Below are 15,078 nucleotides of genomic sequence, written 5' to 3'. Positions count from 1 at the left end.
CCGACCGACAGGCACCCCGATTCCCCGGTGCCAGGGATTTAATTGACCAGGATGAGAAGCCACTGATGCCACTCCCGCAATCGCGTTACGACTTACCGCGAATTATTTTCGGCGTGCTGTTTATCGCCATCATGATCGTCGCCTGTTTTTGGGTGATCCAACCGTTTATTCTCGGCTTCGCCTGGGCGGGCATGGTGGTGATCGCCACCTGGCCGCTGCTGCTCAAACTGCAAAAGCTGCTGTGGGGCCGCCGCTCGCTGGCGGTGCTGGTCATGACCCTGCTGCTGATCCTGCTGTTCATTCTGCCTATCTCCCTGCTGATCAGCAGCGTGGTGGATAACAGCGCACCGCTGATCGCCTGGGCCAGTTCGCCGGGCAAGCTGCACATTCCCGATCTCGCCTGGCTGCAGTCCGTGCCGATGATCGGCGACAGGCTCTACACCAGCTACCACACGCTGATTAACGCCGGCGGCGCCGCGCTGCTGGCGAAGGTGCAGCCATACTTCGGCCAGACCGCCACCTGGTTCGTGGCGCAGGCGGCGCATATCGGCCGTCTGCTACTGCACTGCGCGCTGATGCTGCTGTTCAGCGCATTGCTGTATGCGCGCGGCGAGCAGGTAGCTCTGGGTATCCGCCACTTTGCGGTGCGCCTCGGTTCTGCGCGCGGCGATGCGGCGGTGCTGCTGGGTGGCCAGGCGATCCGCGCCGTCGCGCTGGGCGTAGTGGTGACGGCGCTGGTGCAGTCAGTTCTGGGCGGTATCGGTCTGGCGGTGAGCGGCATTCCGGCCGCCACCTTGTTGACGATGCTGATCTTTATCTGCTGCGTAGCGCAATTGGGGCCACTGTTGGTGCTGGTGCCGGCCATCATCTGGCTGTACTGGCATGGCGACACCACCTGGGGCACCGTGTTAGTGGTCTGGAGCTGCGTGGTAGCCACGCTGGATAACGTGCTGCGCCCGGTGCTGATCCGTATGGGCGCCGACCTGCCGCTGCTGCTGATCCTGTCCGGCGTTATCGGCGGCTTGCTGGCCTTCGGCATGATCGGCCTGTTCATCGGCCCGGTGGTGTTGGCAGTATCTTATCGCCTGCTGACCGCCTGGATGAATGAAGCGCCGGAGCCGACCACCGCGCCGGAGCAAGTCATCGAAGATCTGGAAAAACGCTAATTCCCCCTTCCGCCCGCATCGTCGGGCGGAATATTTCCCTCGTCATTATTCCTACCTCATTCGAGTAATATCTACTCCAAATATAATGCCGCGATATATTGATTGAGGCCCGGCGAATGAAAGGTGCAATGTAAATCTCTGTTTGTTGCAAGCGGCAAAAAGAGATAACGCCCGCAAATAAAATGTGATGACGCTATCGATTAGGATGATTCTTAATGACTAGTCGCGTTCAAAAATCTAGTATTATGGCCATCTATTGCTTCAAATCACTGATTTTAAAGCAACCTTTCTGAACAATGTAATGCCATACATGTGAATTGCTGTGTGTAGTCTTTGCCCATCTCCTACGGTGGGCTTTTTTTTATTCTTTTTTCGCCAAATTGATTATTTTACGCGCCGTTATTTACATTCAGAAATAAAAAGGCCGCAGCGTTAACTGCGGCCCGGCGTTAATGCCTTAGCGATGCCGAGACATTATTTCTTTTTCGACAAATTAATCCAGGTCTGCACCACGGTGTCCGGATTGAGCGACAGGCTGTCGATGCCCTGCTCCATCAACCATTCGGCAAAGTCTTCGTGGTCGGACGGGCCCTGGCCGCAGATGCCGACGTATTTGCCGTGGCGCTTGGCCGCCTGAATCGCCATCGACAGCAGCGCTTTCACCGCCTCGTTGCGTTCATCGAACAGCTCCGACACCACGCCGGAATCGCGATCCAGCCCCAATGCCAGCTGGGTCATGTCGTTGGAACCGATAGAGAAGCCGTCGAAGTGCTCGAGGAACTGATCCGCCAACAGCGCATTGGACGGGATCTCGCACATCATGATCACTTTCAGCCCGTTTTCGCCGCGCTTCAGCCCCTGACGCGCCAGCTCCGCCACCACCGCTTCCGCCTGGGCCACGGTGCGCACGAACGGCACCATGATTTCGACGTTGGTCAGCCCCATTTCATTACGCACGCGTTTCACCGCCTCGCACTCCAGCGCGAAGCAATCGCGGAAGCTGTCGGCCACGTAACGGCCGGCGCCACGGAAGCCCAGCATCGGGTTCTCTTCGTGCGGTTCATACTTGTCGCCGCCCACCAGGTTGGCGTACTCGTTGGATTTGAAGTCGGATAGGCGCACGATCACGCGCTTCGGCCAGAAGGCGGCGCCCAGCGTCGCGATGCCTTCGGTCAGGCGGCCGACGTAGAACTCGACCGGGTGATCGTAACCCTGCATCAGCGCGCGAATTTCGTTTTGCAGCGCCGGCGTCTGCTGATCGAATTCCAGCAGCGCGCGCGGGTGCACGCCGATCATGCGGTTGATGATAAATTCCAGCCGCGCCAGGCCCACGCCTTCGTTCGGCAAACGCGCAAAGTCGAAGGCGCGATCCGGGTTGCCGACGTTCATCATGATCTTCAGCGGCAGATCCGGCAGCTCGGTGACTTCGGAGCTCTGCACGCTGAAGTCCAGCATGTCGCTGTAAACGAAGCCGGTATCGCCTTCCGCGCAGGAGACGGTGACTTTTTGGCCGTCTTTCAGCACGTCGGTGGCGTGGCCGCAGCCCACCACCGCCGGAATGCCCAGCTCACGGGCGATGATCGCCGCGTGACAGGTGCGCCCGCCGCGGTTGGTAACGATCGCGGCGGCCTTCTTCATGATCGGCTCCCAGTCCGGGTCGGTCATGTCGGTCACCAGCACGTCGCCTGGCAGGATGCGATCCATTTCGCTGATGTCGTGGATCACTTTCACCGGGCCAGCGCCGATGCGGTGGCCGATGGCGCGGCCTTCCACCAGCACCGGGCTGGAACCGTTCAACTGATAGCGCTCCATGGTCTGCTCGTTGGAGCGCACGGTCTCCGGACGCGCCTGCACGATCAGCAGCTTGCCGGTATGGCCGTCTTTCGCCCACTCGATATCCATCGGGCGGCCGTAGTGTTTTTCGATCAGGATCGCCTGCTGCGCCAGCGCCTGCACTTCGTCATCCGTCAGCGAGAAACGGCTGCGCTGCGCTTCCGGCACGTCTTCGATGCGCACCTGTTTGCCGTGATCCTGCGACGGCGCGTACACCATACGGATCTTTTTCGAGCCCAGGTTGCGGCGCACGATCGCCGGCTTGCCGTTTTGCAGCGTCGGTTTGTGCACGTAGAACTCATCCGGGTTCACCGCGCCCTGCACCACCATTTCGCCCAGGCCGAAGGCGGAGGTGATGAACACCACCTGATCAAAGCCGGACTCGGTGTCGATGGTGAACATCACGCCCGAGGAGGCCAGATCGGAGCGCACCATACGCTGTACGCCCGCCGACAGCGCCACGCCGCGGTGGTCATAGCCCTGATGCACGCGATAAGAGATGGCGCGGTCGTTGAACAGCGACGCGAAGACGTGCTTGATCGCCACCATCACGGCGTCGATGCCCTGCACGTTGAGGAAGGTTTCCTGCTGGCCGGCAAAGGACGCGTCCGGCATGTCTTCCGCCGTGGCGGAGGAGCGCACCGCAAAGGAGGCTTCCGGTTCGCCGTCGGCGAGCTGTTGGTAAGCCTGATGAATTTCACGTTCGAACTCGGCGTGGAACGGCGTGTCGATCACCCATTGGCGGATCTGGGCGCCGGCCTTGGCCAGTTGTGCAACGTCGTCAACGTCGGTCTGATCCAGTAGCTGATAGATGCGCTGGTTAACACCGCTTTGTTCGAGGAAATCGTTAAACGCCTGTGCGGTGGTGGCAAAACCGTTCGGCACGGCCACGCCCAAATCGGAAAGATTGGTGATCATTTCACCGAGGGAGGCGTTTTTGCCGCCGACACGGTCAACGTCGTGCATGCCAAGCTGGTTGTACCAAAGCACATTACGCAAGTCTGGGCCATTGTTGGACATCGAGACAATCCTTATTGCTATCAGTAGGGTAAAGACGGATTTAATTCGCTTGCTTTACGGCGCCGCTAACACGGAGCCGAATCAGACTAGCACACTGATCTGGGGAAAATGGAAAGGTGAATCGATCAACCCACTGAAGAAAGTGGTTTTTAAGAGAATGTCCTAACCGGCTGATTTGCCTGGGAACCGTTCCCAATCGCACGAAAAGCTTAGTTCTCAACAAATTACGTTGTTTTTAAACTTCTGTTTTAATGACCACGCAAACGCTACCGTTTTTGGTGAAAATAGCGGCAAATTGGCATTTCGGATCGAAAAGCGTCGCTGCGCCACGATTTTTACCGCCGCCAAAGCGCGCTTTTCTTCACGCGCCGCCGCAAGGCGGTTTACCGCCGCGCCGTCACAATTTTTTCCCTCACCCCTTTACCGACGAATCGTCTGCAGCTCATGATATTGGCAGTGATCAACTGCAGGAACACCGTTTTCAGGTAAGGAGCCTCGGGTGGAAAGAAGCGTTTTTTATATTTCGGATGGTACGGCGATCACCGCCGAAGTGCTGGGGCACGCGGTGCTGTCGCAGTTCCCGGTCACGGCAACCACGTACACCTTGCCATTTGTCGAAACCGAGGCCCGTGCACGCGCAGTTCGCCAACAAATCGATGATATTTATAATGAAACCGGCGTGCGGCCGCTGGTGTTTTACTCCATCATCTCGCCGGAAGTGCGCGATGTGATCGTCCAGAGCCAGGGCTTCTGTCAGGATATCGTGCAGGCGCTGGTCGGCCCGCTGCAGGGCGAGCTGGACGTGGAACCGACGCCGGTGCCGAACCGCACCCACGGCCTGACCGCCAGCAACCTCGGCAAGTACGATGCGCGCATCGCCGCCATCGACTATACCCTGGCGCACGATGACGGCATTTCGCTGCGCAACCTCGATCAGGCGCAGGTGATCCTGCTCGGCGTGTCGCGCTGCGGCAAAACCCCCACCAGTCTCTATCTGGCGATGCAGTTCGGCATCCGCGCCGCCAACTACCCGTTTATCGCCGACGATATGGACAATTTGCACCTGCCGGCTTCGCTGAAACCGTTTCAGCATAAATTATTCGGTCTGACCATCGATCCGGAGCGCCTGGCGGCGATCCGCGAAGAACGGCGCGAAAACAGCCGTTACGCCTCATTGCGCCAGTGCCGCATGGAGATCGCCGAAGTCGAGGCGCTGTTCCGCAAAAATCAGATCCGCTACCTCAATACCACCAACTATTCGGTCGAAGAGATCTCCACCAAAATCCTCGATATCCTCGGTATGAGCCGCCGCATGTTCTGATCTTTTTCCCGCGGGGCCGTCGCGCCCCGCCGCCTGGCGTTTATTTCAGCAATAGCTGATTTTTTTGTGCTTTTTTTCGCGGCTTTGATCAACAGAACGCAATCTCTACGGTTGAATTCAGCGCTTTTTGCGTTATTGTGATCGCCATCACTTCCCGGCACTCCTGCCGCAGAGAAGAACAGTTTCCAGGGAACAGCATGTACAAAACAGATGAACTGCGGACCGCGCGCATCGACAGCCTCGTCACGCCGCAAGCGTTGGCGGACAAGCTGCCGATCTCGGCGGCCGTTGCCGATAACGTGACAGCGTCACGAAAACGCATTGAAAAAATCCTCACCGGTGAAGACCGCCGCCTGTTGGTGGTGATCGGCCCCTGCTCCATCCACGATCTCGACGCCGCCGTCGATTACGCTGGCCGGCTGAACGCCCTGCGCGAACGCTACCAGGATCGCCTGGAGATCGTGATGCGCACCTACTTCGAAAAACCGCGCACCGTCGTCGGCTGGAAAGGTCTGATCTCCGATCCAGCGCTGGACGGCACTTTCCAGGTCAACCGCGGCATCGAAATGGCGCGCCGCCTGCTGCTGGAAGTGAACCAGCTCGGTCTGCCGACTGCCACCGAATTTCTGGACATGGTGGTCGGCCAATACATCGCCGATCTGATCAGCTGGGGTGCCATCGGCGCACGCACCACCGAAAGCCAGATCCACCGTGAAATGGCTTCGGCGCTCTCTTGCCCGGTCGGCTTCAAAAACGGCACCGATGGCAACACTCGCATCGCCATCGACGCCATTCGCGCGGCGCGCGCCGGGCACATGTTCCTGTCGCCGGACAAACATGGCCAGATGACCATCTACCAGACCAGCGGCAACCCGTATGGCCACATCATCATGCGCGGCGGCAAAACGCCGAACTACCACGCCAGCGACATCGCCACCGCCTGCGACAGCCTGCGCGAGTTCGATCTGCCTGAACACCTGGTGATCGACTTCAGCCACGGCAACTGCCAGAAGATGCACCGCCGCCAGCTGGAAGTGGCCGACAATGTCTGCCAGCAGATCCGCGCCGGCTCCGCCGCCATCACCGGCGTGATGGCGGAAAGCTTCCTGGTGGAAGGCACGCAAAAAATCGTCGCCGGCCAGCCGCTGACCTATGGCCAGTCGATCACCGATCCTTGCCTGAGCTGGTCCGACAGCGAACAGCTGCTGGCGATGCTGGCGGATGCGGTCGATAGCCGTTTCTAACCCAGTAGAGGCCGGGGCCACGCCCCGGCTTTATTCCTTCTGCCCCGCTCATCTATACTGATCGCAACACTTTAGCACCCGCCGAAATGCACCTGGAGCCCCGGCATGATTCACTCTCTGTTATCCATCCCCTGCGTCACGCTGCAGGGCGAGCAAAAAACGCTGGGAGATTTCCCGGCGCGCGCTTATCTGGTGGTCAACACCGCCAGCAAGTGCGGCTTCACCCCGCAATACCGCGGGCTGGAAAATTTGTGGCAATACTATCGTGAACGCGGCCTGGTGGTGCTCGGCTTCCCCTGCAACCAGTTTGGTTCTCAGGAGCCGGGCAGTCCACTGGAGATCGCCAATTTTTGCAGCCTCAACTACGGCGTCAGTTTCCCGCTGTTCAACAAGATAGACGTTAACGGTCCCGGCGCACACCCGCTGTTCAATGAGCTGAAACGCCTGGCGCCCGGCATTCTGGGCAGCCGCCGCATCAAGTGGAATTTCACCAAGTTCCTGCTCACCGCCGACGGCCAGCGCGTCACGCGTTTTGCACCGATCACCAAGCCCGAACGTCTGTTTGACCGCATCGAAACCCTGCTGAAATAACGCCCCTTTTTTACGGGCCGAGTGCGCTCGGCCCGCCGCCGGATGTCCATTCGACAAAAAGGTTCCATCGGTAAGAAAATTTTCCTTGATGTAACCTTTCCTTCACATGATAATGATTCTCAGTTTGATATTAATTACCATTTAATGGTCTGTTTTATAAGCACAATGATGATGGATACTGCCAACACGCCTACCCCCGCCGCCGCGGCCCCGACCGAGCACAGCGCAAACGCGCCGCCCAGCTACGACAGCGCACAGCTGCTCGGTGCCGACGGCATCGCGTTCATTACCCATCAGGGCCAGCGCTATCAGCTGCGGCAGACCAAAGCCGGGAAATTGATCCTGACCAAATAACCACAGAATCCTCAAACGCCAGCCACCCCGATCTTTTGATCCAGGCAGCCAGCAAATCTATTGATATGTTTTATTACATACGGAGAGTTGCACCATGCCTCTGACATTTTCCACCCGGCTGCGTTTTTCCGCTTTGAGTCTGGCGATTGCCTGCGCTCTGCCTACGGTGGCCTTGGCACAAAACACCAGCACAACATCCTCTTCCAACGCGGCAGCGGCCAAAAAAGCCAAAGCCGCCGACGAGACCATGACCGTGGTCGCCACCGGCAACCAACGCAGCAGCTTTGAAGCGCCGATGATGGTCACGGTGATCGAAGGCAACTCGCCGGAAAGCCAGACCGCCACCTCGGCCGCCGATATGTTGCGCCGCGTGCCGGGCATCACCGTCAACGGCACCGGGCGCAGCAACGGTCAGGACGTGACGATGCGCGGCTACGGCAAAAACGGCGTGCTGACGCTGGTCGACGGCATCCGCCAGGGGACCGATACCGGCCACATCGGCGGCACCTTCCTCGATCCGGCGCTGGTCAAGCGCATTGAAATCGTGCGTGGCCCCTCTGCGTTGCTGTACGGCAGCGGCGCACTGGGCGGCGTCATCGCCTACGAAACCGTCGATGCCGCCGATCTGCTGCTGCCGGGCCACGATACCGGGTTCCGCGTCTACGGCACTGCCGGCACCGGCGATCACAGCCTGGGCATGGGCGCCAGCGCCTACGGCAAGACCGATAACCTCGACGGCCTGCTGTCGTTCGGTACTCGCGACGTCGGCAATCTGCGTCAGGGCAACGGCTTCGATGCGCCAAACGACGAAACCATCAGCAACGTGCTGGCCAAAGGCACCTGGAAAATCGACGACAATCAGTCATTGAGCGGCGATCTGCGCTACTACAACAACAGCGCCCAGGAACCGAAAAACCCGCAGACGCCGGACAGCTCGAGCGGCAACCCGATGACCAACCGCTCCACCATCCAGCGCGATGCCGCTCTGAGCTATAAGCTCAAGCCGGTCGGCCAGGATTGGCTGGACGCCACCGCCAAGCTGTACACCTCGGAAGTCAAAATCAATGCGCACAACGCCGGTGCGACCGACGAATTCCGCAAGCAGACCACCAACGGCGGCAAGCTGGAAAACCGTACGCGTCTGTTCGCCGACAGTTTTGCGTCACACCTGCTGACCTACGGCTCCGAAGTCTATGAACAGAAACAGCAGCCGGGCGGCGCCACCACCAGCTTCCCGCAGGCCAAGATCAACTTCGCCTCCGGCTGGCTGCAGGATGAAATTACGCTGCGCGACATTCCGATCACCGTGCTGGCCGGCACGCGCTACGACGATTACAAAGGCAGCAGCCAGGGCCACGAAGACGTCAAGGCCGACAAATGGTCGTCCCGCGGGGCCCTGAGCTACTCGCCGACCGACTGGCTGATGCTGTTCGGCTCCTATTCCCAAGCCTTCCGTGCCCCGACCATGGGCGAGATGTACAACGATTCGCGCCACTTCCCCGGCAACTATTGGGTGCCTAACCCGAATCTGCGGCCGGAAACCACCAGCACCACCGAAGCCGGTTTCGGCCTGCGCTTCGACGATCTGCTGCTGGCGGATGACAGCCTGCAATTCAAGGCCAGTTATTTCGATACCGACGCCAAAGACTACATCTTCATGTATGTCACCCGCACGCAGACCGCCTCAGCGAATATCTCTCGCGCCAAGATTTGGGGTTGGGACACCTCGCTGAACTACCAGACCAAGTGGTTTAACTGGGATCTGGCTTACAACCGCACACGCGGCAAGGACAAGTCTCGCAATGGCGAATTGAACGCGAAAAGCGGCGATTGGCTGGCCGACATCAGCCCGGATACCGTTACCAGTTCGCTGGACGTGCCGCTGGGAGAAACCGGTTTGTCCGCCGGCTGGGTCGCCACCTTCGCCGAGCGCGCCACCCGTGTCCAAACGGGGACGCCGGAGCAAGGCGGCTACGGCGTCAACGACTTCTATCTGAGCTACAAGGGCCGCGATCGGCTGCAGGGTATGACCACCACCGTGGTGCTGGGCAACGCCTTCGACAAAGAATATTACTCGCCGCAGGGCGTCCCGCAGGATGGCCGCAACGCCAAACTGCTGGTCAGCTACCAGTGGTAATCATTTGACTATCTGGCGGACAACCCGGTTGTCCGCCGTTCGCATCACAGCGCAGGAGAATCCCGCATGAGCAACACCCTATACGAACGCTACCAACAGGCTAAAATCGATCACCCCGGCAAATACGCCCGCGATCTGGCGGCGATCCTTGGCGTCAGCGAAGCGGAGCTGACGCACGCCCGCGTCGGCCACGACACCCGCCGCCTGCTGGCCGATGCGCGCACCCTGCTGACCGAGCTTGAGCAGGTCGGCGTCACCAAGTCCATCACCCGCAACAGCTATGCGGTGCATGAGCAGATGGGCCGCTACCGCAACCAGCACCTCAACGGCCACGCCGGGCTGATCCTCAACCCGCGCGAGCTGGATCTGCGCCTGTTCCTCAACCACTGGACCAGCGTTTTCGCCATGAGCGAAACCAACAAGCGCGGCGTGCGCCACAGCATCCAGTTCTTCGACCAACAGGGCGATGCGCTGCACAAGGTCTACACCACCGAAGAGACCGATCTGCCGGCCTGGATGGCGCTGGTGGAGCGCCACCTGAGCGAAGAAAACCCAGCGCTGGCGCTGCAACCCGCCGAGGTGAGCACCGCGGATGAAACGACGCAGGATCATGCCAAAATCGACGGTGAATGGCGCGCGATGACCGACGTTCACCAGTTCTTCCAGCTGCTGAGCCGCAACAAACTGACGCGCCAGCAGGCGTTCCGCGCCGTCGGCGACGATCTGGCCTATCAGGTGGACAACCGCGCACTGTCGCAGCTGCTGGAAGCGGCGCAGCAGCAGCAAAACGAGATCATGATCTTCGTCGGCAACCGCGGCTGCGTGCAGATCTTCACCGGCCAGATCGAACGTTTGATGCCGCAGGAAGGCTGGATCAACGTGTTCAACCGCCGCTTCACGCTGCACCTGATCGAAGACGCCATCGCCGAAAGCTGGATCACCCGCAAACCGACCAAGGACGGTATCGTCACCAGCCTGGAGCTGTTCGCCGCCGATGGCACGCAGATTGCGCAGCTGTATGGCCAGCGTACCGAAGGGCAGCCGGAACAAACCCAGTGGCGCGAGCAGGTTGCCGCGCTCGCCGCCAAGGACATCGCCGCATGAAATCTTCCTTGATCCGCCGCCTGACGCTGATGATGACGCTGGCGCTGCCGCTCACCGCGGCGGCGGCGGCGCAGCGCATCGTCTCGATCGGCGGCGACGTGACGGAAATCGCCTTCGCGCTCGGCGCCGGCGACGACGTGATCGCCCGTGACAGCACCAGTCTGCATCCGGAGGCGGTGAAAAAGCTGCCGGACGTCGGCTACATGCGCCAACTGAACGCCGAAGGCATTTTGGCTCTCAAACCGACGCTGGTGCTGACGACCGAGCTGGCGCAGCCGGCGCTGGTGCTCAAACAGCTGGCGGACAGCGGCGTCAAAGTGGTCAGCGTGCCGGGTGACACCACCCTGCAGGCGGTGCCGCAGAAAATCGCCGTGATCGCCGCCGCGCTGCAGCGTGATGGGCAAGGCAAACAGCTGAGCGAGCGCTATCAACAACAGCTGGCGGCGGTCGACACCTCTCCGCTGCCGGTCAAGGTGCTGTTTGTGATGAGCCACGGCGGCATTACGCCGATGGCCGCCGGGCAACACACGGCCGCCGACGCGGTGATCGCCGCCGCCGGATTGAAAAACGCCATGCAGGGTTTTGACCGCTATCGTCCTCTGTCGCAGGAAGGCGTCATCGCCAGCGCGCCGGACCTGTTGCTGGTCACCACCGACGGCGTGCGCACCCTCGGCGGCGAACAGCAGCTGTGGACGCTGCCGGGCCTGGCGTTGACGCCGGCAGGCAAGCAGCGCCGCGTACTGATCGTCGATGACATGGCGCTGCTGGGCTTCGGTCTGGAAACGCCCGCGGCGCTGGCCAAACTGCGCCACGCGGCGGAGCAAAAGTAATGCGCTGTCGCACCTCGCCTCAGTTGGCCATCATCGGCCTGCTGGTGCTGCTGACGTTGCTGGCCCTGGTCGCCGCCAACCTGGGCGCGCTGACGCTGTCGTTTCGCACCCTGTGGCGCGAACCCTTCAGCGACGCCGCCTGGCACATCTGGCTGAACATTCGTCTGCCGCGCGTGCTGCTGGCGGTAGTGATCGGCTGCGCATTGGCGGTGTCCGGCGCGGTGATGCAGGGGCTGTTCCGCAACCCGCTGGCGGATCCGAGCCTGCTGGGCATCAGCAGCGGCGGCGCGCTGTTTGTCGCCCTGTTCATCGTGATGCCGCTGGCGTTGCCGGTGACGATCGCGCTGTACGGCCATATGCTGGCGGCGTTCCTCGGCAGCCTGCTGGTGTCGCTATTGATCTACGGCATCAGCCGCAGCGGGCACGGCAATCTGTCGCGGCTGTTGCTGGCGGGCATCGCCATCAACGCCCTGTGCATGGCGGCCATCGGCGTGCTCTCCTACGTCAGCAGCGATCAACAGCTGCGCCAGTTCTCGCTGTGGATGATGGGCAGCCTCAGCCAGTCACAGTGGCCGACGCTGGCCGTTTCCGCCTCGCTGATCCTGCCCGCCGCGCTGCTGACGTTGCTGCAGGCGCGCCGGCTGAACCTGTTGCAGCTGGGGGACGAAGAGGCCCACTACCTCGGGGTGAACGTCCAGCGCGCCAAGCTGCAGCTGCTGCTGCTGAGCGCCCTGCTGATTGGCGCGGCGGTAGCGATGAGCGGCGTGATCGGCTTCGTCGGTTTGGTGGTGCCGCATCTGGTGCGCATGCGCCTCGGCGGCGATCACCGCTGGCTGCTGCCCTGCTCCGCGCTGGGCGGCGCCTGCCTGCTGCTGGTCAGCGACACGCTGGCGCGCACGCTGGTGGCGCCGGCCGAAATGCCGGTGGGGTTAATGACCAGCCTGATCGGCGGTCCTTACTTCTTGTGGCTGGTGATGCGCCAGCGGGAGCGAACCGGTGGATAACGCCGCCTGCCTGACGGCCCGAGAGCTGCGTTACAGCCTCGGTGCGCGCCGCCTGATCAACGACGTTTCGCTCAGCCTCGCCGGCGGTGAAATGGTGGCGATTATTGGCCCTAACGGCGCCGGCAAATCGACGCTGCTACGCTTGCTGACCGGCTATTTGACGCCGGACTGCGGCGAATGTCGCCTGCTTGACCGCCCGCTGGAACACTGGGCGCCGCAGCAGTTGGCCAAAGTCCGAGCCGTGATGCGCCAGTACAGCGATCTGGCGTTTCCGTTCAGCGTGGAGGAAGTGGTCAGCATGGGGCGGGCGCCGCACGGCAAACGCGACGAGCATCAGGCGATCCAACAGGTGATGGCGCAGACCGATTGCCTGGCGCTGGCGCAGCGCGACTATCGCCAACTGTCCGGCGGCGAACAACAGCGGGTGCAGCTGGCGCGGGTGTTGGCGCAGCTGTGGCAACCGCAACCGTCTCCCGCCTGGCTGTTTCTCGACGAGCCGACCTCGGCGCTGGATCTGTACCACCAGCAGCACACCCTGCGCCTGCTGCGCTCGCTGACGCGCCAACAGCCGCTGGGCGTCTGCTGCGTGCTGCACGATCTCAATCTGGCGGCGCTGTACGCCGATAGGATCCTGCTGTTGCATCAGGGGCGCCTGGTGGCGAGCGGTACGCCGCAGGAAGTGTTGCAGACGGAGATCCTCACCCGCTGGTATCAGGCCGATCTCGGCGTGGTGCATCATCCCGAAGTGTCGCTGCCGCAGGTCTACCTGCGTCAATAACGTCAAGGGCGCCATAAAGCGCCCTTTTTTCATCTCAGCTGGAGCAGGAAATCTCCAGATGTTTACCCCAGTCCGGCGGCAACGCGGCGAGATCGTCATACTCCGGCGCATCGTCGAACGGCCGCAGCAGGGCCTGATGCAACCGTTGCAAACGGCTCACGTCGTCTTTCTCCGCGTCCTCAATCGCCTGCTGCGCCAGATAGTTGCGCAGGATCAGCCGCGGGTTCACCGCCTTCATCGCCCGCTGCCGCTCCGCATCGCTGATCTGCTCCTGTTGCAAACGCTGACGATACTGCTGATACCAGGTGTCGAACGCCGCGCGGTCGATAAACTCGTCGCGCAGTGGCGACTGCGCCTGTTGCTGTTCAGTGTCGCTCAACAGGCGGAACGTGCGGGTATAGTCCCGCCCTTCCTGCGCCATCAGGCTCAACAGTCCGGTGAGCACGTCGTTGTCCTGCGCCGTCGGCGTGAAGAAGCCGAGTTTGGCGCGCATCTGTTCGCCGTAGGCGCGCATCAGCGCCGGTTCATACGCCGCCAGCGCCTGCTGCAGCTGTTCGGTGGTCATCAACCCAGACAGGGTTTGTGCCAGGCGATGCAGGTTCCACAGCGCCACCGCCGGCTGATTGTCGAAGGCGTAACGCCCCTGGTGATCGGAGTGGTTGCAGATATAACCGGGCTGGTAGTCGTCCAGGAAGCCATAAGGGCCGTAGTCGATGGTGATGCCGAGAATCGACATGTTGTCGGTGTTCATCACGCCGTGAGCGAAACCGACGGTTTGCCAATGGGCGATCAGGCGCGCCGTGCGTTCGACCACGTCGGTAAACCACAGCAGGTAACGCTCAGCCTGATCCTGCAGCTCCGGCCAGTGACGGGCAATGACGAAATCCGCCAGCTGCCGCACCTGCTCCGGCTGTTTACGGTAGTAAAAGTGTTCGAAGTGGCCGAAGCGCACGTGGCTTTCCGCCACCCGCATCAGCATGGCGCCGCGTTCCGGCTGCTCGCGGAACACCGGCTCCCCGCTGGTAACGATGGTCAACGCCCGGGTGGTCGGGATCCCCAAATGATGCAGCGCCTCGGAGGCCAGAAACTCGCGGACAACCGAACGCAGCACCGCGCGGCCGTCTCCCATACGTGAATATGGCGTCAGCCCGGCGCCCTTCAGATGCCAGTCGCGGTGGCTGCCGTCCGCCAGGAGCTGTTCGCCCAGTAAAATGCCGCGGCCATCCCCCAGTTGCCCGGCCCACACGCCAAACTGATGGCCACTGTACACCTGCGCCAGCGGCTGCATGCCGGGCAGCAGCGATTCTCCCGCCCAAATGGGAGTTTTATCCTGGGTAAACCAGCTTTCATCCAGCCCCAGCTCGCCCGCCAGCGGCTCGCTGTGGTACAGCAGGCGTGCATCCTTGAGCGGCGTCGGGTTCAGGGCGGTGTAGAAACCGGGTAACTGTTGGTAGTAAGCGTTATCGAACTGCGGCATAGGCCCTCCGTTTCAGCGTAGTGTAGAGCCTGAACGGGCGGATTAACACCGAAGGAATGCAGGGAGAACGCATCCGCCTGTCGCCAGGACGGATGCGGGGAGTTTGGCGTTTCCGCCTGGCGGAGGAAACGCGGTTTAACGCAGGCTGACAAAACGGTGTCATCAGCCAAAAAACGATGGCGAATAACGGCGATGGAATCACGGCAAACATCACCCCGC

General features: G+C 61.2%; 12 protein-coding genes and 1 other RNA gene. 11 read left to right on the top strand and 2 right to left on the bottom strand.

The features are described from left to right. Positions 1-65 precede the first annotated feature (65 nt). Together ydiK and rprA are read left to right on the top strand one after the other, a co-directional pair. Positions 66-1,166: an AI-2E family transporter YdiK gene (gene ydiK / locus FUU19_RS23865; protein WP_230490511.1), complete on the top strand. Its 1,101-nt coding sequence runs from the start codon at positions 66-68 to the stop codon at positions 1,164-1,166. Between the two features lie 255 nt (positions 1,167-1,421). Next, positions 1,422-1,531: antisense sRNA RprA (gene rprA / locus FUU19_RS23860), an RNA gene on the top strand. A 109-nt stretch (positions 1,532-1,640) separates the two neighbouring features. Here rprA and ppsA read toward each other — a convergent pair. Then, positions 1,641-4,019: a phosphoenolpyruvate synthase gene (gene ppsA / locus FUU19_RS23855; RefSeq protein WP_141969125.1), complete on the bottom strand. Its 2,379-nt coding sequence runs from the start codon at positions 4,017-4,019 to the stop codon at positions 1,641-1,643. Positions 4,020-4,518: 499 nt separating this feature from the next. On the opposite strand from ppsA, the gene ppsR reads away from it, so the two are divergent. The 9 genes from ppsR (at position 4,519) to FUU19_RS23810 (ending at position 13,382) form a co-directional block, all read left to right on the top strand. Next, positions 4,519-5,340 carry a posphoenolpyruvate synthetase regulatory kinase/phosphorylase PpsR gene (gene ppsR, locus FUU19_RS23850; protein ID WP_025302640.1) on the top strand — a complete coding sequence of 274 codons (822 nt, stop codon included), beginning with the start codon at positions 4,519-4,521 and terminating at the stop codon, positions 5,338-5,340. Between the two features lie 197 nt (positions 5,341-5,537). Continuing rightward, positions 5,538-6,584: a 3-deoxy-7-phosphoheptulonate synthase gene (locus tag FUU19_RS23845; RefSeq protein WP_038871025.1), complete on the top strand. Its 1,047-nt coding sequence runs from the start codon at positions 5,538-5,540 to the stop codon at positions 6,582-6,584. Between the two features lie 105 nt (positions 6,585-6,689). Continuing rightward, entirely contained in the window at positions 6,690-7,175 is a 486-nt protein-coding gene (locus tag FUU19_RS23840; protein ID WP_141969127.1) for a glutathione peroxidase, read from the top strand. Between the two features lie 171 nt (positions 7,176-7,346). Then, positions 7,347-7,529: a hemin uptake protein HemP gene (gene hemP, locus FUU19_RS23835; protein ID WP_016927944.1), complete on the top strand. Its 183-nt coding sequence runs from the start codon at positions 7,347-7,349 to the stop codon at positions 7,527-7,529. 94 nt (positions 7,530-7,623) lie between these two features. Next, entirely contained in the window at positions 7,624-9,666 is a 2,043-nt protein-coding gene (locus tag FUU19_RS23830) for a TonB-dependent hemoglobin/transferrin/lactoferrin family receptor (RefSeq protein ID WP_230490510.1), read from the top strand. A 66-nt stretch (positions 9,667-9,732) separates the two neighbouring features. Further along, positions 9,733-10,770 carry a hemin-degrading factor gene (locus FUU19_RS23825; protein WP_230490509.1) on the top strand — a complete coding sequence of 346 codons (1,038 nt, stop codon included), beginning with the start codon at positions 9,733-9,735 and terminating at the stop codon, positions 10,768-10,770. After that, on the top strand, positions 10,767-11,600 hold the full coding sequence (locus tag FUU19_RS23820; protein ID WP_230507406.1) for a heme/hemin ABC transporter substrate-binding protein: 834 nt from the start codon (positions 10,767-10,769) through the stop codon (positions 11,598-11,600). Before FUU19_RS23825 ends, FUU19_RS23820 begins: the two co-directional genes overlap by 4 nt. Next, positions 11,600-12,604, top strand: a complete 1,005-nt coding sequence (locus FUU19_RS23815; protein WP_048233553.1) for a FecCD family ABC transporter permease — start codon at positions 11,600-11,602, stop codon at positions 12,602-12,604. The genes FUU19_RS23820 and FUU19_RS23815 overlap by 1 nt, the downstream gene beginning before the upstream one ends. Further along, positions 12,597-13,382 carry a heme ABC transporter ATP-binding protein gene (locus tag FUU19_RS23810; RefSeq protein ID WP_148875450.1) on the top strand — a complete coding sequence of 262 codons (786 nt, stop codon included), beginning with the start codon at positions 12,597-12,599 and terminating at the stop codon, positions 13,380-13,382. Before FUU19_RS23815 ends, FUU19_RS23810 begins: the two co-directional genes overlap by 8 nt. A 34-nt stretch (positions 13,383-13,416) precedes the next feature. Here FUU19_RS23810 and FUU19_RS23805 read toward each other — a convergent pair whose 3' ends face one another. Next, positions 13,417-14,859, bottom strand: coding sequence for a protein adenylyltransferase SelO (locus tag FUU19_RS23805; protein ID WP_230490508.1), 1,443 nt, complete (start codon positions 14,857-14,859; stop codon positions 13,417-13,419). Positions 14,860-15,078 lie beyond the last annotated feature (219 nt).

The sequence above is a fragment of the Serratia montpellierensis genome (assembly GCF_020858655.1).
Classification (GTDB): domain Bacteria; phylum Pseudomonadota; class Gammaproteobacteria; order Enterobacterales; family Enterobacteriaceae; genus Serratia; species Serratia montpellierensis.
The sequence above is the reverse complement of the archived record's forward strand: the minus strand, read 5'-3'. Positions and strand labels throughout refer to the sequence as shown.

What these genes read in the sequence shown, in the direction of transcription:
- FUU19_RS23830 (WP_230490510.1), top strand. Translation starts at nt 7,624, where the DNA reads ATGCCTCTGACATTTTCCACCCGGCTGCGTTTTTCCGCTTTGAGTCTG.
- FUU19_RS23845 (WP_038871025.1), top strand. Translation starts at nt 5,538, where the DNA reads ATGTACAAAACAGATGAACTGCGGACCGCGCGCATCGACAGCCTCGTC.
- ppsA (WP_141969125.1), bottom strand. Translation starts at nt 4,019, where the DNA reads ATGTCCAACAATGGCCCAGACTTGCGTAATGTGCTTTGGTACAACCAG.
- hemP (WP_016927944.1), top strand. Translation starts at nt 7,347, where the DNA reads ATGGATACTGCCAACACGCCTACCCCCGCCGCCGCGGCCCCGACCGAG.
- FUU19_RS23825 (WP_230490509.1), top strand. Translation starts at nt 9,733, where the DNA reads ATGAGCAACACCCTATACGAACGCTACCAACAGGCTAAAATCGATCAC.
- FUU19_RS23805 (WP_230490508.1), bottom strand. Translation starts at nt 14,859, where the DNA reads ATGCCGCAGTTCGATAACGCTTACTACCAACAGTTACCCGGTTTCTAC.
- FUU19_RS23840 (WP_141969127.1), top strand. Translation starts at nt 6,690, where the DNA reads ATGATTCACTCTCTGTTATCCATCCCCTGCGTCACGCTGCAGGGCGAG.
- FUU19_RS23815 (WP_048233553.1), top strand. Translation starts at nt 11,600, where the DNA reads ATGCGCTGTCGCACCTCGCCTCAGTTGGCCATCATCGGCCTGCTGGTG.
- ydiK (WP_230490511.1), top strand. Translation starts at nt 66, where the DNA reads ATGCCACTCCCGCAATCGCGTTACGACTTACCGCGAATTATTTTCGGC.
- FUU19_RS23820 (WP_230507406.1), top strand. Translation starts at nt 10,767, where the DNA reads ATGAAATCTTCCTTGATCCGCCGCCTGACGCTGATGATGACGCTGGCG.